At 62.8% G+C, this 16,555-nt stretch carries 15 protein-coding genes; 5 read left to right on the top strand and 10 right to left on the bottom strand.

What is annotated here, in order from left to right; all coding sequences use genetic code 11:
- Positions 1-42 precede the first annotated feature (42 nt).
- The 7 genes from YH62_RS12195 to YH62_RS12160 form a co-directional block, all read right to left on the bottom strand.
- Positions 43-3,378, bottom strand: coding sequence for an efflux RND transporter permease subunit (locus YH62_RS12195; RefSeq protein ID WP_046794500.1), 3,336 nt, complete (start codon positions 3,376-3,378; stop codon positions 43-45).
- 13 nt (positions 3,379-3,391) lie between these two features.
- Positions 3,392-4,585: an efflux RND transporter periplasmic adaptor subunit gene (locus YH62_RS12190; RefSeq protein ID WP_046794499.1), complete on the bottom strand. Its 1,194-nt coding sequence runs from the start codon at positions 4,583-4,585 to the stop codon at positions 3,392-3,394.
- 284 nt (positions 4,586-4,869) lie between these two features.
- A complete protein-coding gene (locus YH62_RS12185) occupies positions 4,870-5,844 on the bottom strand; it encodes an ABC transporter substrate-binding protein (protein ID WP_046795059.1) in 975 nt (324 codons plus the stop codon).
- Positions 5,845-5,896: 52 nt separating this feature from the next.
- Positions 5,897-7,018, bottom strand: a complete 1,122-nt coding sequence (locus tag YH62_RS12180; RefSeq protein WP_046794498.1) for an ABC transporter permease — start codon at positions 7,016-7,018, stop codon at positions 5,897-5,899.
- Complete coding sequence (locus YH62_RS12175) at positions 7,015-7,893, bottom strand: ABC transporter permease (protein ID WP_046794497.1); 879 nt, start codon at positions 7,891-7,893, stop codon at positions 7,015-7,017. Before YH62_RS12175 ends, YH62_RS12180 begins: the two co-directional genes overlap by 4 nt.
- A complete protein-coding gene (locus tag YH62_RS12170; protein ID WP_046794496.1) occupies positions 7,890-8,270 on the bottom strand; it encodes a DUF559 domain-containing protein in 381 nt (126 codons plus the stop codon). The genes YH62_RS12175 and YH62_RS12170 overlap by 4 nt, the downstream gene beginning before the upstream one ends.
- A gap of 196 nt (positions 8,271-8,466) precedes the next feature.
- A complete protein-coding gene (locus tag YH62_RS12160) occupies positions 8,467-9,258 on the bottom strand; it encodes an ABC transporter ATP-binding protein (RefSeq protein WP_046794494.1) in 792 nt (263 codons plus the stop codon).
- 105 nt (positions 9,259-9,363) lie between these two features.
- Between YH62_RS12160 and YH62_RS12155 the strand changes: the two genes are divergently transcribed.
- On the top strand, positions 9,364-9,777 hold the full coding sequence (locus YH62_RS12155) for a cupin domain-containing protein (protein ID WP_046794493.1): 414 nt from the start codon (positions 9,364-9,366) through the stop codon (positions 9,775-9,777).
- A 266-nt stretch (positions 9,778-10,043) separates the two neighbouring features.
- Here the strand turns inward: YH62_RS12155 and hydA are convergent, their stop codons facing one another.
- Both hydA and YH62_RS12145 read right to left on the bottom strand, forming a co-directional pair.
- On the bottom strand, positions 10,044-11,498 hold the full coding sequence (gene hydA / locus YH62_RS12150) for a dihydropyrimidinase (protein ID WP_046794492.1): 1,455 nt from the start codon (positions 11,496-11,498) through the stop codon (positions 10,044-10,046).
- Between the two features lie 136 nt (positions 11,499-11,634).
- Positions 11,635-12,888, bottom strand: a complete 1,254-nt coding sequence (locus tag YH62_RS12145) for a Zn-dependent hydrolase (RefSeq protein ID WP_046794491.1) — start codon at positions 12,886-12,888, stop codon at positions 11,635-11,637.
- A 276-nt stretch (positions 12,889-13,164) separates the two neighbouring features.
- Between YH62_RS12145 and YH62_RS12140 the strand changes: the two genes are divergently transcribed.
- From YH62_RS12140 to YH62_RS12130, 3 genes are read left to right on the top strand one after another with little or no spacing between them, the layout of a single operon-like run.
- Complete coding sequence (locus YH62_RS12140; RefSeq protein WP_046794490.1) at positions 13,165-13,821, top strand: TetR family transcriptional regulator C-terminal domain-containing protein; 657 nt, start codon at positions 13,165-13,167, stop codon at positions 13,819-13,821.
- Positions 13,822-13,872: 51 nt separating this feature from the next.
- On the top strand, positions 13,873-14,115 hold the full coding sequence (gene vapB, locus YH62_RS12135; RefSeq protein WP_046794489.1) for a type II toxin-antitoxin system VapB family antitoxin: 243 nt from the start codon (positions 13,873-13,875) through the stop codon (positions 14,113-14,115).
- Positions 14,112-14,498 (top strand): type II toxin-antitoxin system VapC family toxin, encoded by a 387-nt coding sequence (locus YH62_RS12130; protein WP_046794488.1) that lies wholly within the window; start codon positions 14,112-14,114, stop codon positions 14,496-14,498. The genes vapB and YH62_RS12130 overlap by 4 nt, the downstream gene beginning before the upstream one ends.
- A 6-nt stretch (positions 14,499-14,504) precedes the next feature.
- Here the strand turns inward: YH62_RS12130 and YH62_RS12125 are convergent, their stop codons facing one another.
- A complete protein-coding gene (locus YH62_RS12125) occupies positions 14,505-15,536 on the bottom strand; it encodes a YeiH family protein (RefSeq protein ID WP_046794487.1) in 1,032 nt (343 codons plus the stop codon).
- A gap of 116 nt (positions 15,537-15,652) precedes the next feature.
- Between YH62_RS12125 and YH62_RS12120 the strand changes: the two genes are divergently transcribed.
- Positions 15,653-16,549 carry a LysR family transcriptional regulator gene (locus YH62_RS12120; protein ID WP_046794486.1) on the top strand — a complete coding sequence of 299 codons (897 nt, stop codon included), beginning with the start codon at positions 15,653-15,655 and terminating at the stop codon, positions 16,547-16,549.
- Positions 16,550-16,555: the final 6 nt, after the last annotated feature.

Here is a 16,555-nt window from a genome sequence, read left to right as displayed (position 1 = left end):
AAAACGCCGGGCGAGCCCGGCGTTTTTTTATAGTGCGGCCGATCATTCCGCCGCGAGCGGCGGCAGGCGCAGCACATTGCTGCCCTGGCCTCCGGGCGAACGGTCGTCGTTGGCGCTGGTCTGCTGCCGCTCGATATGGGCAAGCCTTTCCTCGATCGCGGTAATGGAGGCTGCGTTCTTCCGGGCAACCTTGTCGAGTTCCTCGGTCGAAAGGGGAACATCTTCCACGTCCTTCTTGCCCACCATGCGACCAAAGATCTTGGCGAGCAGGCGGGAGAGATCGTCCATGATCAGGAAAAAGGAGGGAACGACCACCAGTGACAGCACCGTCGAGACAATGATGCCGCCGATCACGGCGATCGCCATCGGCGCACGGAAGGAGCCGCCTTCGCCGATGCCGAGCGCGGAAGGCAGCATGCCTGCCGACATGGCGATCGACGTCATGATGATCGGGCGCGCCCGCTTGCGGCCGGCCTCGACCATGGCGTGGACGCGCTCCATGCCGTGGCGGCGCATCTCGATGGCGAAATCCACCAGCAGGATGGCGTTCTTCGTCACGATGCCCATCAGCATCAGGATGCCGATGAGGACCGGCATGGACATGGCGTTCTGCGTTGCGATCAGCGCCACGGCCACACCGCCGATGGCCAGCGGCAGCGAGAACAGGATGGTGAAGGGCTGGATCACGTCCTTGAAGAGCAGGATCAGCACCACCAGCACCAGCATCAGACCGAGCAGCATCGCGTTAGCGAAGCTCTGGGTCATCTCCGCCTGGATCTTGGCGTCGCCGCTTTCGGCCAGCCGCACGGTGGAGGGCAGTTCGGTCGCCTCCACGATGCGCTTGAACTCGGCGCTCGACGTATCGAGTGCCGTACCGAAGGGCACGTCGGAACCGATCGAAACCACGCGGCTGCGGTCGTTGCGCTTGATCGAGCTCGGACCTTCCGCGTAGTCGATATCGGCCACGCTGTAGAGCGGCACGCTCTGGCCGGCGGCGGTCTTGACCTTCAGCGCGCGGATCGCTGCGAGATCGCGGCGCATGTCGAGCGACGTCTGCACGCGGATCGGGATCTGCCGGTCGTCCAGCGAGATCTTCGCGAGGTTGGCGTCGATGTCGCCGATGGTGGCGACGCGGATGGTCTCCGATATCTGCTGCGGCGTGATGCCGAGCCGCGAGGCCTGGTCCATGCGCGGGCGGATTTGCAGTTCGGGCCGGGGCAGGGCGCCCTCGGAGCTTACGTTGACGAGGATCGGCGAGGCGCGTAGGCGCGATTCAAGCAGGCTCACCGCCTCGTTCAGGTCCGCCTCGTTGGTCGAGAGGAAGTTGAACGAGAGATCGCGCTCGGCCCGGTCGTTGAGCTTGGCGATGCGGACGTCGGCGATAGGCTGCACCTTTGCCAGGATTTCCTTCTCGATATCCCATTGCGGACGCGTGCGGCCGTGGACCTCCATCTTCGGCAGGTAATCGCCGATGAGCGGGATAGAGCCGAGGCCCTTGTTGACGAGGGTTTTCAGGAGCGAGTGTTCGATATTGCTGAGAATGACGCGCACTGTGGCGCGGCGCAGTTCGAGGTCGCCCTTGGGAGACGCGCCGCCGAGCACGAAGATGCTTTCGATGCCATCGACATTGCTGATGGTATCGTAGATCTCCTTGGTCTTGACCTCGGTCTCCTCGAGCGTGGCATTCGGCGGCAGTTCCACGGAAAGCACGATGCGCGAGGAATCTTCCGGCGGTATGAAGCTGCCCGGAACCTGGGCGAGCAGCATCACCGAGCCGATCAGGAAGCCGATCGCCGCCAGCAGCGTCGTATAGCGCCAGTACCATTTGCGGGTCGTGCCGCTCACGAGCCGGGTATAGGCCTTCATCAGACGGCTGTCGTTGTCGTGATGGTCTTCCATCGCGTCTTCGGCGCGCATCAGATAGGCGGCCATCAGCGGAGTGATGAGGCGCGCCACCATCAATGAGAAGAACACCGAGAAGGCGACAGTCAGGCCGAACTGGATGAAATACTGGCCGGGAATGCCCGGCATGAAGGAGACCGGCACGAAGACCGCGATGATGGTGAAGCTGGTCGCGATGACCGCCAGACCGATTTCGTCGGCGGCTTCGAGAGCCGCCCGGTAAGGCGTCTTGCCCATCTTGATATGCCGGGCGATGTTCTCGATCTCGACGATCGCATCGTCCACCAGGATACCGGTCGCGAGCGTCAGCGCCAGGAAGCTCACGAGGTTCAGCGAGAACCCCATGATATCCATGATCCAGAAGGTCGGGATGGCGGAAAGCGGCAGAGCGACCGCCGCGATCAGCGTCGCTCGCCAGTTGCGCAGGAAGAGCAGCACGACGATGATGGCGAGGATCGAGCCTTCCATCAGCGTGTGAAGCGCCGCCTCGTAGTTGCCATGGGTGTAATAGACCGAATCGTCGACCATCTCGATCGTGACGTTCGGGTTCGCCTTGCGTACCTCGACGAGGCTTTCCGCCACGGTGTCAGCGACCGAAACTTCGCTGGCGCCCTTGGCGCGGAACACCGCGAAGGTGACCGAGGGCGTGCCGTTGAAGCGCGAGAATGACTTCGGCTCCTCATAGGTGTCGGTGATCGTGCCGAGCTGCGAGAGTCTCACGAAGCGGCCGTTCGGCAACGCGATCGTGGTGTCGGTAAGCTGCGCCACATCGCCCGCATCGCCGAGCGTGCGGATCGTCTGCTCGTTGCCGGCCACCTGGCCGCGCCCGGAGCCGAGATTGACGTTGGTGCCGCGAAGCTGCTGGTTCACTTCCGCCGCGGTGATGCCGTAGGCATCGAGCTTGGCCGGGTTGAGCGCGACGCGGATTTCGCGATCGGCGCCGCCGTAACGGTCGATACGGCCAATGCCGGGCTGGCCCTGTAGGGCGCGCTTGATGGTGTCGTCAACGAACCAGGAGAGCTCCTCCAGCGTCATGTTCGGGGAGGAGACTGCGAAGGTCTGGATCGCCTGACCCTCGACATCCACCTTGGTGACGACGGGCTCCTCGATGCCAGCCGGCAGGTCGCTGCGGATCTTGTCGATCGCGTCCTTGGTGTCCTGCACGGCCTCTTCGGTGGGCTTTTCGATGCGGAACAGCACGACGGTCTGCGACTGTCCGTCGGTCACCGTCGACTGGATTTCGTCGATGCCGCTGATCGAGGCGACCGCGTCCTCGACCTCCTTGGTCACCTGCGCTTCGAGTTCGGCGGGCGAGGCACCGCTCTGGGTAACGGTGATCGAGACGACGGGAACGTCGATATTCGGGAAACGGGTGATCGGCAGCGAAAAGAACGACTGCATGCCGAGATAGAGCAGCAGCGCAAAACCAAGCAGCGGGGCGATCGGATTGCGGATCGACCAGGCGGAGAAGTTCATGGCACGACCTCGGTTAGTTCGAGGCTGCGGATTCGTCCGCAACCGGGGCGATCTTGTCGCCGTCGCGCACGAACGCGCCGGCCTTGGAAACAACCATGTCACCGGCTTCGAGCCCGCTGACGACCTGGACGAAACCGTTGTCCTGGATGCCGGTCTCGATCTTCACCTGCTTGACGACGTTGTTCTCGACCTTGCGGGCGGAGGAGCCGTCGCGATTGGTGATAACCGCCGAAAGCGGCAAGGCGAGGGCATTGGCCTCGCTGACGATGATGTCGGCCTTGGCATACATGCCGGCGCGTGCGCCGCTCTCGTCGTCGATGATGATGTGCACCAGGCCGAGACGGGTGGTGGGATCGACGGTCGGCGAAACGAGCCGCACCCTGCCTTCGATCGTCGTCCTGCCGCCGGCGATGGTGACGAGCGCCTTCTGGCCTGCCTCGATCTTCTGGATGTCGGTTTCCGAAAGATCGGCAACGAGTTCTATCGCGCCATCCTTGATGACGGAGAAAAGCGGTTCGCCGCTTCCGTTGGCGATCGCGCCGATTTTGGCGTTCTTGGCGGAAACCACGCCGTCCACGGGCGTCTTGACGCCGGTGCGGGCAAGCCTAAGATCGATGTCCTCGATCTGGGCTTCGACGACCTTGATGTCGGATTGCCCGACGGCGACCGACTGGTTGGAGGCATTCAACTGCGCCTGGCGCACCTCGACGAGGGCTTCCGCTTGCTCGAGCTGCGAGATCGTGCTCGTTCCGCTCTGACTAAGCCGCTTGGTGCGATCCCGCTGGCGGGTCGCGTCATCCAGGTTAGCCTGCGCCTCGATGACCTGCGCCTTGTATTGCGCGAGGGAGGCTTCGGCCTTGGCCTTGTTCGCCTCGAGCTGGCTCTTCTGCAAGAGAAGCGCGTCGTCGTTGAGGGTCGCGAGCACGCTGTTCGCCTTCACCTCGTCGCCGATGTCGACGTTGAGGGCGCGGATCGACAGGCCGTCCACTAAGGGCTGGATGAAGACTTCCTCGACCGGGCGAATGGTGCCGGTCGCGATGACGCGATCGGTGAGCGCCCTGGTGACCGTCTCGGTCACGACGATGGCCGGCAGTTTGGGTTCAGCGGTGGCGGGAGCGGCAGGCTCCTGCGCAAGCGGAGAGCTGGCGACGAGCGCCACTAAGAGAGCCGGAAAGACGCCGGCAACGTTCGAAGACTTGCGAAGCATGCGATCTTTTCCGTCTGGGCAAAGGGGGCGCCACTTCCGCTGTCATTTCGGCACGGCACCGCGCCCCTCGCGCGTTGACACCCTGCCTGAGGTGGTAACCGGAAATAATGGTTACAAGCCCTCATGAGCAAAGTTCATCGGCTTGCCCTTTTAAGGATTTGCGCTGCACAAATCAATCCATGCCGGCTATCGAAGGAATGACTTTTGGTTATGTTTTACGTAAGTATCTTTTGAGAAACGCGCGACCCATGGTCGCGCGTTCCATTTATCGACCTTCCGGGAGATTATTGTTTCGCCGCCGCCTCGGTGATCTCCGCGGTAAAGGCGCCCTGCGGCTCCTTGGTGATGATCTTCTGGTCGAGGAGCGCCTTGGTGGTGCGCTCGTATAGTTCCGGCTTCAATACGCCCGATCCGTCGCCGATCAGCTTGGCGACCTCGCCCATCATGCGTTTCTGGTGGTTCTCGTCCTGGCCGCCATTGTCCATGACGATCTCGGCTGCTTCCTCCGGGTTCTCGATGGCGTATTTCCAGCCCTTCATGGAGGCGCGGACGAACTTCACCATGGTTTCCTTGAAGGCGGGGTCCTTCAACTTGTCCTCCAAGACGTAGAGACCGTCTTCCAGCAGGTCGTTGCCCATTTCGGTATAGTTGAAGACGATCAGGTCTTCCGGCTTGAAGCCTGCGTCGATCGCCTGCCAGTATTCGTTATAGGTCATGACCGAGATACAGTCCGCCTGCTTCTGGACGAGCGGCTGCACGTCGAAGCTCTGCTTCAGAACGGTGACACCGTCCGCGCCGCCTTCGGTGGAGAGGCCGAGCTTGTTCATCCAGGCGAAGAACGGATATTCGTTGCCGAAGAACCAGACGCCCAGCGTATGGCCCTTGAAATCGGCTTCGCTCTTCACCGGCCCGTCCTTCGGACAAATCAGCTGAAGGCCGGATTTCTGGAATGGCTGGGCGATGTTGACGAGCGGCACGCCCTTTTCGCGGGCGACCATGGCGGCCGCCATCCAGGTCACCACGACATCCGCGCCGCCGCCGGCGATCACCTGTTCCGGGGCGATATCCGGGCCGCCCGGCTTGATCTCGACATCGAGGTCTTCCTCTTCGTAGAAACCCTTGTCCTTGGCGACGTAATAGCCGCCGAACTGGCCCTGAGCCACCCATTTGAGCTGCAGGGTAACCTTCTCGGCGGCCATGGCCTGAACCGCGGCCAGCGACATGGCGCCGGCCATCAATGCCATCATCATCTTCTTCATCGCTGTTCCCTCTTCTTTTTTGACCGCTTCCGGGTTGCGGAAGCTGATGCGCCTAACCACCACGGATAGACGGATGCCAGAAGGTCGTCGCTCTTTCCGCAAGCGCCACGACACCATAGAAAACCGAACCGGCAACGGCCGCAACCGCGATTTCCGCCCAGACCATATCGACGTTCATGCGGCCGATCTCGGTGGAGATGCGGAAGCCCATGCCGACGATCGGCGTGCCGAAGAATTCCGCCACGATCGCGCCGATCAGCGCAAGAGTCGAGTTGATCTTCAGCGCGTTGAAGATGAAGGGCATGGCGGCCGGCAGGCGCAATTTCACGAGCGTCTGCCAGTAGTCGGAGGCATAGGAACGCATCAGGTCGCGCTCCATGGCTCCTGCGGCGGAAAGCCCGGCCACGGTGTTCACCAGCATAGGGAAGAAGGTCATGATGATGACAACGGCCGCCTTGGACTGCCAGTCGAAGCCGAACCACATGACCATGATGGGCGCGACCCCGATGATCGGCAGCGCCGAGACCATGTTGCCGACCGGGATGAGGCCCCGGCGCAGAAAGGCGAAGCGGTCGGCGAGGATCGCAACCGCGAAGCCCGCCGCGCAGCCGATCACATAGCCGATCAGCACGGCCTTGAAGATGGTCTGCCGCACGTCCGCCCAGAGGATCGGGAGAGAGCCCGCGATGCGCGCCGCGATGGCCGAGGGCGGCGGCAGCAGGATGAAGGGGATGCCGGCGCCCCGCGTGGCCGCTTCCCAGATGACGAGGATCCAGGCACCGAAGATTGCCGGAATGAGGAGCCGCAGGAACCAGCCGGCGGCTGTGGATCTGGGCTCGATTTGCGAGAGTTCCGAGACACAGGCCCAGGCGAGAAGCCAGCTTGCCGCGATCATCAGGAAAAAGGCGGCCGACATCTGCCCCTCGTTTCCGCCGAGGCCGGCAAGCAGAAGGGCGGCGGGAAGGTGCGCGCCGACGAAGAGGACGGCGGCGCGCGGTATCGGGCCTTCCAGCGTCAGCATCAGCGTGACGGCCGCAAGCAGCACGAGCGCGATCGTCATGCCGCCTTGAACGGGGTTTGCGGCTTCGGGCAGGGTAAGCGGCAGCCTGGCGGCGGCAATGGCGGTGATCACGCCGGCGAGGAGAGGCTGCCAATTGCGCTGCAATTGCTTCATGCCGGCCTCCCGCCCATCGAGCGTTCCACGATCTTGCCGGCCACACCGACGATAGTCACGAGGATCGCGGCAAGCACCGAGCCGGCGATCAGCGCCGCCCAGATGTCGATCGTCTGGCTATAATAGGAGCCCGCGAGCAGTTTGGAGCCGATGCCGGCAACAGCCCCTGTCGGCAGTTCGCCGACGATCGCGCCGACGAGGCTTGCGGCGATCGCCACCTTCATGGAGGTGAAGAGGAAGGGAATGGAAGCCGGCACTCTGAGCTTCCAGAAGGTCTGGGCGCGGCTTGCATTATAGGTGCGCATCAGGTCGAGTTGGATCGATTCCGGCGAGCGCAGGCCCTTCACCATGCCCACCGCCACCGGAAAGAAGGAGAGATAGGTGGAGATCAGCGCCTTCGGGATGAGGCCCGTGACGTTGATCGCGGCGAGCACCACCACCACCATGGGCGCGATCGCCAGGATCGGCACCGTCTGAGACGCGATGATCCAGGGCATGAGGCTGCGGTCGAGCGCCTTCACATGCACGATGCCGACGGCGATCAGGATGCCGGTGAGCGTTCCGAGCGTGAAGCCGACGGCCGTCGAGGAGAGCGTCACCCAGGAATGGTAGACGAGGCTGCGGTTTGAGGTAACGCGGCGGAGGAACGTGTTCTCGTAGACGTTGCTCGCCACCTGATGTGGCGCCGGCAGCACCGGCTTCGGCTGCGAAAGCGTGGCGCCTACGAACTCCGTCGTGGTGCGCGTGACGCTGGCACGCCGGTCGAGATCGTGCTGGAAGGGCGCGTTCATGAACACGGCCGCGACATACCAGATCACCACGATGGCCACGAGGATGCTGAGGACGGGGAGGGTGTGGTGGCGGAGGGAGGTCATCCGTCGAGGCCCCCCAAGAACGGAGAAAGGTGCTTCTTGATAGTTTCGAAAACGTAGTCCGGTCCGTCCAGAACCTGGACATTGTCGAAACGGAGCACGACAAACCCTTGCTTGGTGAGAAACGCGTCGCGTCTTTCGTCGTGTCGGCGACCACGATCCGTTTCGTGGGTGTCACCGTCCACTTCGACGACGATACGGGCGGACAACCAAGCAAAATCCGCGATGTATGGACCAATGGGTGTTTCCCGGCGAAAGCGGGCGCCGAAAGGGCGTAGATCGCGCAGCATGTCCCACATAGCTGCTTCGGCCTTGGTCAGCTCGCGACGCAGGCGCTTAGCGCGATCTCTCGTCTTAGGATCGATATTGGAATGTGGCATGCAAACGCCTTCCCAACCCCTCCCCGTAGAGGAGAGGATTCCAAGTATCATTTTCCCCCTCTGGCCTGCCGGCCATCTCCCCCACAAGGGGGGAGAGGACTCGCGGCAACGCCTACTTTCCATGCTGGAGGCGGTGCAGCGGGTTAAGCCCCTCCCCCTTGTGGGGAGGGGTTGGGGAGGGGTTTGAAAGCGAAACTCACTCCTCATAGCTATGCCCCGCTCTCAAGCCCTCGCGCACCCGGTGGGCGATTTCCAGGAATTCCGGCGTCTCGCGGATTTCGAGCGGCCGCTCGGCCGGCAGGGTCGACTCGATCACATCCGTCACCCTTCCAGGCCGGGGCGACATGACGACGATCCTGGTGGAGAGATAGACCGCCTCCGGGATCGAATGGGTGACGAAACAGATGGTCTTTTCCGTCCGGGCCCAGAGTTTCAGAAGCTGCGCGTTCAGGTGGTCGCGGACGATCTCGTCCAACGCGCCGAAGGGCTCGTCCATCAGCAGCAGGTCCGCATCGAAGGCGAGCGCCCGGGCGATCGAGGCGCGCTGCTGCATGCCGCCGGAGAGCTGCCACGGGTATTTCTTGCCGAAGCCGGTGAGGTTGACGAGGTCGAGCGTGCGCTCGATGCGGCTTGCCCGCTCGGCCGTCGAATGCCCCATGATCTCCAGCGGCAGGGCGATGTTCTTCTCGATCGTGCGCCAGGGATAGAGCGCCGGCGCCTGGAAGACATAGCCGTAGGAGCGGGATTTGCGCGCTTCCTCCGGCGTCATGCCGTTGACGGAAATCTCTCCGGAGGTCGGCTTCTCAAGATCGGCGATCACCCGCAAAAACGTCGTCTTGCCGCAGCCCGAAGGGCCGATGAAGGAGATGAAATCACCCTTCCTCACCTCCAGATCGACGTCGGAAAGCGCATGCACAGGTCCGTCATTGGTCTCGAAGGTGAGCCCTAGCTTCCTGGCGGAGACGACGGAGGACGAGGAAGCGGTCATGGGGTCATCGCATGTTCGAGGGATACGAAGCAGGGCGGGCGTGGTATGATATCGGCAATCGGCGCCGTTGCAGGCGTCTTGGGTCTTCGACGGAGGAGAAAGACCATGGATGCGTCATCGAAACCCACCTGCCGGCTGGTGAAGCCCAGCGCCACCTATGACGGCAAGCAGGGGCTCAGCTATTTCCAGGGCGTCGCCGCCGAGACGGTCGGCTCGAAGGGCATCTGCATGCATCTGCTCACCATGCAGCCCGGCACCCGCGCCAAGGCGCATCTGCACGAGAACCACGAGACGGCGATCTACATGCTCTCCGGTTCGGCACATACCTGGTATGGTGACCGGCTGCAGGAGCATGTGGTCGTCCACGCGGGCGAGCTGTTCTACATCCCGGCGGGCGTTCCGCACCTGCCGGCGAACCTTTCCAACACGCCCTGCACGGCGATCATCGCCCGGACAGATCCCAACGAGCAGGAGAGCGTCGTGCTTCTGCCGGAGCTGGACGGGTTGGTGAAGACGTGAGGCTTTGCCGTTTTTCCGCACCGGCCTGCCGACTGGAGGATGGTATTGAATTCCCCCTCTGGCCTGCCGGCTTTTTGGGTCGATCCACTCGTCTCGACCCGTCCTTCGGACCCCACCACAAGGGGGGAGAGGAGTCGCGGAACCTCCTCGACCATGCGCACACTGAAATGAATATCGACGGCGGTGCGGCAGGTTAAGTCCCTCCCCCTTGTGGGGAGGGGTTGGGGAGGGGAATGCCCAAACCTGATGACGGTATGGCGCGCCCATCACACCCCGCTTGCCGGAATGCCGGTGCGTTCCACCTTGCGCGGCGCGGTCAGTTCCTTCCAGGTCGACAGCGCCTTGTTCACCGCTTGGAACGGCTCGCGCCTCACGAATTCGCCATGCCCCTCGCGGGTCTTCACGGTCGACTCCTCGATCGCCACGACGCCACGGGTCAGCGTGAAGCGGGGCAGGCCGGTCACCCGCTTGCCTTCGAAGACGTTGTAGTCGATCGCCGACTGCTGGCTTTTTGCCGAAATCGTCTTGGAGCGCTTCGGGTCCCATACGACGATATCGGCATCGGCGCCGACCAGGATCGCGCCCTTTTTCGGATAGACGTTCAATATCTTGGCGATGTTTGTTGAGGTCACCGCCACGAATTCGTTCATGGTGATGCGGCCGGTCGCCACGCCATAGGTCCACAGCATCGGCATGCGGTCCTCGAGCCCGCCGGTGCCGTTCGGAATTTTTCGGAAATCGCCGAGACCGGTGCGCTTCTGGTCGGTGGTGAAGGCGCAGTGGTCTGTCGCCACCACCTGCAGCGAGCCGGAGGCGAGGCCGGCCCAGAGGCTGTCCTGATGCTGCTTGTTGCGGAAGGGCGGGGACATGACCCGGCGGGCGGCGTGATCCCAGTCCTTGTTGAAATATTCGCTCTCGTCGAGCGTCAGGTGCTGGATCAGCGGCTCGCCGTAGACGCGCATGCCATTCTGGCGTGCACGCCGGATCGCCTCGTGCGCCTGTTCGCAGGAGGTGTGCACCACGTAGAGCGGCACGCCCGCCATGTCGGCGATGATGATGGCGCGGTTGGTCGCCTCGCCCTCGACGGAGGCGGGGCGGGAATAGGCGTGCGCTTCGGGGCCGTTATTGCCCTCATCCATCAGCTTCTGCTGCATGGCGGCGACGACGTCGCCATTTTCGGCATGGACGAGCGGCAGCGCGCCGAGTTCGGCGCAGCGCGAGAAGGAGGCGAACATCTCGTCATCGTTCACCATCAGCGCGCCCTTGTAGGCCATGAAGTGCTTGAAGGTGTTGATGCCCTTTTCCTGCACGACCGCCTTCATGTCGTTGAAGACCTGTTCGCCCCACCAGGTGACGGACATGTGGAAGGAATAGTCGCAATTGGCGCGCGTCGATTTGTTGTCCCAGCGCTTCAACGCATCGAGTAGCGATTGGCCGGGATCGGGCAGGCAGAAATCGACCACCATCGTCGTGCCGCCGGCAAGTGCCGCCCGCGTGCCGCTTTCGAAATCGTCGGAGGAATAGGTGCCCATGAAGGGCATTTCGAGATGCACATGCGGATCGATGCCGCCCGGCATTACGTAGCATCCTTCGGCATCCAGCACCTCGTCGCCCGAGAGGTTGGGGCCGATCTCGATGATCCTGCCGCCATCGATCTTGACGTCCGCCTTGTAGGTCAGGTCGGCGGTGACGATGGTTCCACCCTTGATGACTGTGGTCATTGTTGTTCCCCTGTCTTGTCAATGTCGGTGAGAAGCGATGGATAAAAGCGAGCGACCTCGCAGCGTTCGACCATAGCGCCGCTCAATGCTGCAAGGATCGTCTTCAAGAGACTGTTCACCCGATATGGCCATCGGCCTACTCCACGATCTCGGCGGTCTCCAGCACGGCATGGAAGAGCACGTCGGCTCCGGCGGCGGCCCATTCCTTGGAAATATCCTCCGCCTCGTTGTGGGAAAGCCCGCCGACGCAGGGGCACATGACCATCGTCGCGGGTGCGACCTTCGCCGCCCAGCAGGCGTCATGGCCGGCGCCGGAAATGATGTTCATGTGGCTGTAGCCAAGCTTTTCGGCGGCTTCGCGTACGCGTCCGACGAGCACCGGATCGAAGGTGATCGGATCGAAATGGCCGACGGCCTCCACCGAGCAGCCGACGCCGAGCGCCTCGCAGATCTTCGCCGCTTCGGCTTCGATCTTCGCTCGCATGCGGTCGAGTTTCTCCTGCGAGGGCGTGCGGATATCGACGGTAAAGGTCACGGTGCCCGGCAGCACGTTGCGGGAATTCGGCGAGAAAAACACCTGGCCGACGCCGCCGACGGCGCCCGGCTGCTCGCTCATCGCCACGTCCTGCACCATTTCGAAGATGCGGCTCATGGCGAGCCCGGCATTGACGCGCATGTTCATCGGCGTCGAGCCGGTATGGGCCTCGCGGCCCGTCAGCGTGAATTCCAGCCACCACAGGCCCTGACAGTGAGTGACGACGCCGATCTGCTTGTCTTCGGCCTCGAGGATCGGCCCTTGCTCGATATGATATTCGAAATAGGCGTGCATCTGCCTGGCGCCGACTTCCTCCTCGCCCACCCAGCCGATGCGCTTCAGTTCGTCGCCGAAGGTCTTTCCTTCCGGGTCTTTGCGGGCATAGGCATAATCGAGGTCATGCACGCCGGCGAAGACGCCGGAGGCGAGCATGGCCGGTGCGAAGCGCGCGCCTTCCTCATTCGTCCAGTTGGTGACGACGATCGGGTGCTTCGTCTTGATGCCGAGGTCGTTCAAGGTGCGCACGACCTCAAGCCCGCTCAAGACGCCGAGCACGCCGTCATATTTGCCGCCGGTCGGCTGGGTGTCGAGATGGCTGCCGACATAGACGGGCAGGGCGTCCGGATCGGTGCCCTTACGGGTCGCGAACATGGTACCCATCTTGTCGACGCCCATTTCGAGGCCGGCTGCATCGCACCAGCTCTTGAAGAGTTCGCGGCCTTGCTTGTCGGCATCGGTCAGCGTCTGGCGATTGTTGCCGCCGGCAATGCCGGGGCCGATCTTCGCCATTTCCATCAGGGTATCCCAAAGGCGGTCGCCATTGATGCGCAAGTTCTCGCCGGGTGCTGCCACCATGAAAATGTCCTCACCGTTTCAAGGCGCCCCGTTTTCGGGCGCTATATTTGTTCCCGTCGGTTCCCCAGGCGCCTGCGGCGTTTGAAGATCGGCATTGCCTTTGTTGTGCTTGTCGCCGATAATTTGACCGATTGGTAAAACATTACAATTTCCGTGCCGCCACTCAAGACGTAAAACGCGAAAAATGCACGCTGAAAATTCAGGCATATGCCGTGGTTATCGGCGGGCCATATGCTACGGGCGTGAAATGGTTGCAGGAAGGGCAGGGGAGCGGAAATGACCATCCCGAGGGCGGCGAAAACCTTGAGGCGCACACGCATCCAGGAGGAAAAGGAAGAGCGCATCCTGGAAGCGGCGCTCGATGTTTTTTCCGCCGCCGGTTTTCGCGGTTCGACCATCGACCAGATCGCGGAAGCCGCGGGCATGTCGAAGCCGAACCTTCTCTATTACTTCCGCACCAAGGAAGCGATCCACCGGGCGCTGATCGACCGGGTTCTGTTCACCTGGCTCGAGCCGCTGCGCGCCTTCGACGCGGAGGGTAACCCGGAAGCGGAGATCCGCTCCTATATCCGCCGCAAGCTGGAAATGGCGCGGGATTTCCCCCGCGAGAGCCGGCTCTTCGCCAATGAAATCCTTCAGGGCGCGCCGCATATCGAGGATGAGTTGAAAGGGCCGCTGAAAGAGCTGGTGGACGAGAAGGCAGAGGTGATCCGCGCCTGGGTACGCACTGGCAAGATCGCCAAATGCGATCCCTACCACCTGATCTTCTCGATCTGGGCGACGACCCAGCACTATGCCGATTTCGACGTGCAGGTACGCGCCGTGCTCGGCCAGAACCATGCGGGCGAAGGGCGCTTCGAGGACGCCGCCCGGTTTCTGGAGCAGCTTTTCATGAACGGGTTGCGGCCGAGGCAGGCGGACACCGCCGCTTGAAGAATGTGGGCCATCGGTATATACTTTTGATATATACCTTAGGAGGCCGGCATGAATACAGCAAAGATCTTCTGGTCCGGACGATCGCAGGCCGTTCGCCTGCCGAAGGATTTCCGGTTCGAAACCGACGAAGTCCGCATTCGCCGCCACGGCAATACGGTCATCCTCGAGCCGATCGAGAACGACTGGAACTGGCTGGACAAGGTCGTGAGCGATGTCGACAGCGATTTCGCCGAGGCTGCGACCGAGCGGCCGGCAGAGCAGGAGCGTTCCGGCCTGGATGTTTTCGAGTGAAGTTCCTGCTCGACACGAATGCCGTGATCGCCCTTCTCAAGGGCGACCAAAACTTCGTCGCCCGACTGAAAGAGCATCTGCCGGAGGATTTCGGCCTCTCGGCAATCGTCCTCCATGAATTGTTCTATGGGGCGTTCAAGAGCCAACACGTGGCCGCGAACCTGGAGCGCGTCGAAGAACTGCGTTTCGAAACCATCGAATTCGACCGCGAGGATGCGCGCTCCGCAGGTGAAATCCGCGGGCAGCTTGCCAAGGCGGGGCTGCCGATCGGGCCCTATGATGTCCTGATCGCCGGTCAGGCACGAGCCCGTGACCTCACGCTGGTAACGCACAATGTCAGGGAGTTTCAGCGCGTGGTCGGGCTTCGGATGGAGAGGTGGTAAGGCCGCTCAAAAGCCGAACAGCCGCAGCATCGCGAAACCGAAGACCGAGATGAAGAGCCAGCCGAAGGCGCCGAGCGCCAACGGCCGCCAGCCTTCCGCTTTCAGCTTGCGGATATCGGTCTGCAGCCCCATGGCGGCGAGCGCCATCGACAGCAGGAAGGTGTTCGCGAACGCGAGCGTGGCGTTGAGTTCTTTCGGAATGTCGATTGCGCTGTTGACCAGCATCATGGCGATGAAGCCGAGCACGAACCAGGGCATGGGAGCAGACGCCTTGGACGCGCCGCCTTGACGCGCCCGCACGGCGACGGCGAGAAGCATGACGAGCGGCGCCAGCATGGCGACCCGCGCGAGCTTTGATATCGTGCCGAACGTACCGGCCGTGTCTCCGGCCTGGAAGGAAGCCGCCACCACCTGCGCCACCTCGTGGATGGTCGCGCCGCTCCAGAGCCCGAAGCTGCGCGCATCGAGCGCCAGCGGCGCTGCGAGCAGCGGATAGATGAACATCGAAAGACAGCCGAACAGCGTGACGCAGGCAATCGCATAGGCGACATGTTCCTGGCGCCCGCGCACGACGGTATTGGTGGCGATCACCGCGGAAGCGCCGCAGACCGAGGTGCCGGCAGCGATCAGATCGGCAAGCTCCTGCTCCACGCCCAGCAGGCGCCCGGCCGCGCGAATCGCGACGAAGGTGACGGCGAGCGTGATGGCCACCATTGCGAGACCCGCGCCCCCGAGCGAAAGCACCTGGCCGACCGTCACCTGAAGGCCGAGAAGAACGATGCCGAGCCGCAGCAGGCGGCGCAGCGAAAACGCGATCCCCGGCTCCAGAACAGCGGATACGGTGAAGAGATTGCGGGCGGCCATCCCAAGGATGATCGAGAGGATGAGCGGGCTAAGTGCTGCCCAGCCCGTCAGGCCGCGGGCAGCGACAGCCGTCACCGCGATGAAGGCCGTGAGTGCTAGGCCGGGGAGAAGTTCACTGAATAGCGAAGACGGTCTAGCTTGGGCTTTTTCTGCCGGCGGGGCGATATGCGTCATGATCGTTCTTTGAAATGCTTGATCTGTCGAAAATCATCCTCCATTTTTCAGAACGATAAATCCAATTCATATGTTTTCTGATATTGTTCGATTCTAACGAACGATTGAGGTGTTGCATGACGCTGGAGCAATTGCGCATTTTCTTGGAAGTCGCGGATCGCCAACATGTCACCAAGGCGGCGCAGGCCCTCAATCTCACGCAATCGGCGGTCAGCGCGGCGATTTCGGCGCTGGAGGTGCGCCATGCGGTGACCCTCTTCGACCGGATCGGGCGGAGGATCGAGCTGACGGAAACGGGCAAGCTCTTCGTACCAGAAGCCAAAGCCATCCTGGAGCGTGCGCGTGCGGCCGAGGGCCTGCTGGCCGATCTCGGCGGCTCGGCCTCCGGGCTTTTGAGGGTCTATGCCAGCCAGACGGTCGCGAGCTATTGGCTGCCCTCACGCCTCGTCACCTATCACGAGCGGTTTCCGCGCGTGGACGTGCGGCTTACCGTCGGTAATACCCAGAGCGCGGCGCAGGCCGTTCTGTCGGGCGAGGCCGAACTTGCCGTGGTGGAGGGCGAGGTGTTTCTGGCGGGGCTCAAGCGCCGCAAGGTGGCGGAGGATCGGCTGGTGCTGGTGGTCGGCGATCGTCACCCCTGGGCGGACGGCCGCCGGATTGCCTCCGGCGACCTCGCCGAAACGAGCTGGATCATGCGCGAAAAGGGCTCCGGCACGCGCGCCGCCTTCGAGGCGGAGCTTTCGATGCTGGGCATCGATCCCTCCGAGCTTTCGGTGGTTCTGGAAATGCCTTCCAACGAGGCGGCGATCGCCGCGGTGGAGGCGGGCCTCAGCGCCACGGTTCTTTCCAGCCGCGCGACCCAGTTCCATTCGCTGGCCGGCAAGTTGCATGTGGCGGATTTCCCCATGCCGTCCCGCGAGTTCTCGGCGCTTTATCACGCGGAGCGGCACGTCACGCGCGCCTTGCAGGCCATGCTGGAGCTCCTGAGCGAGCCGGAAGAGAAAGCAAGTTAGTCCGCC

The sequence above is a fragment of the Rhizobium sp. LC145 genome (assembly GCF_001005825.1).
Taxonomy (GTDB): domain Bacteria; phylum Pseudomonadota; class Alphaproteobacteria; order Rhizobiales; family Rhizobiaceae; genus Neorhizobium.
Note: the sequence above shows the minus strand (reverse complement) of the source record. Positions and strands in the feature narration are given on the sequence as shown.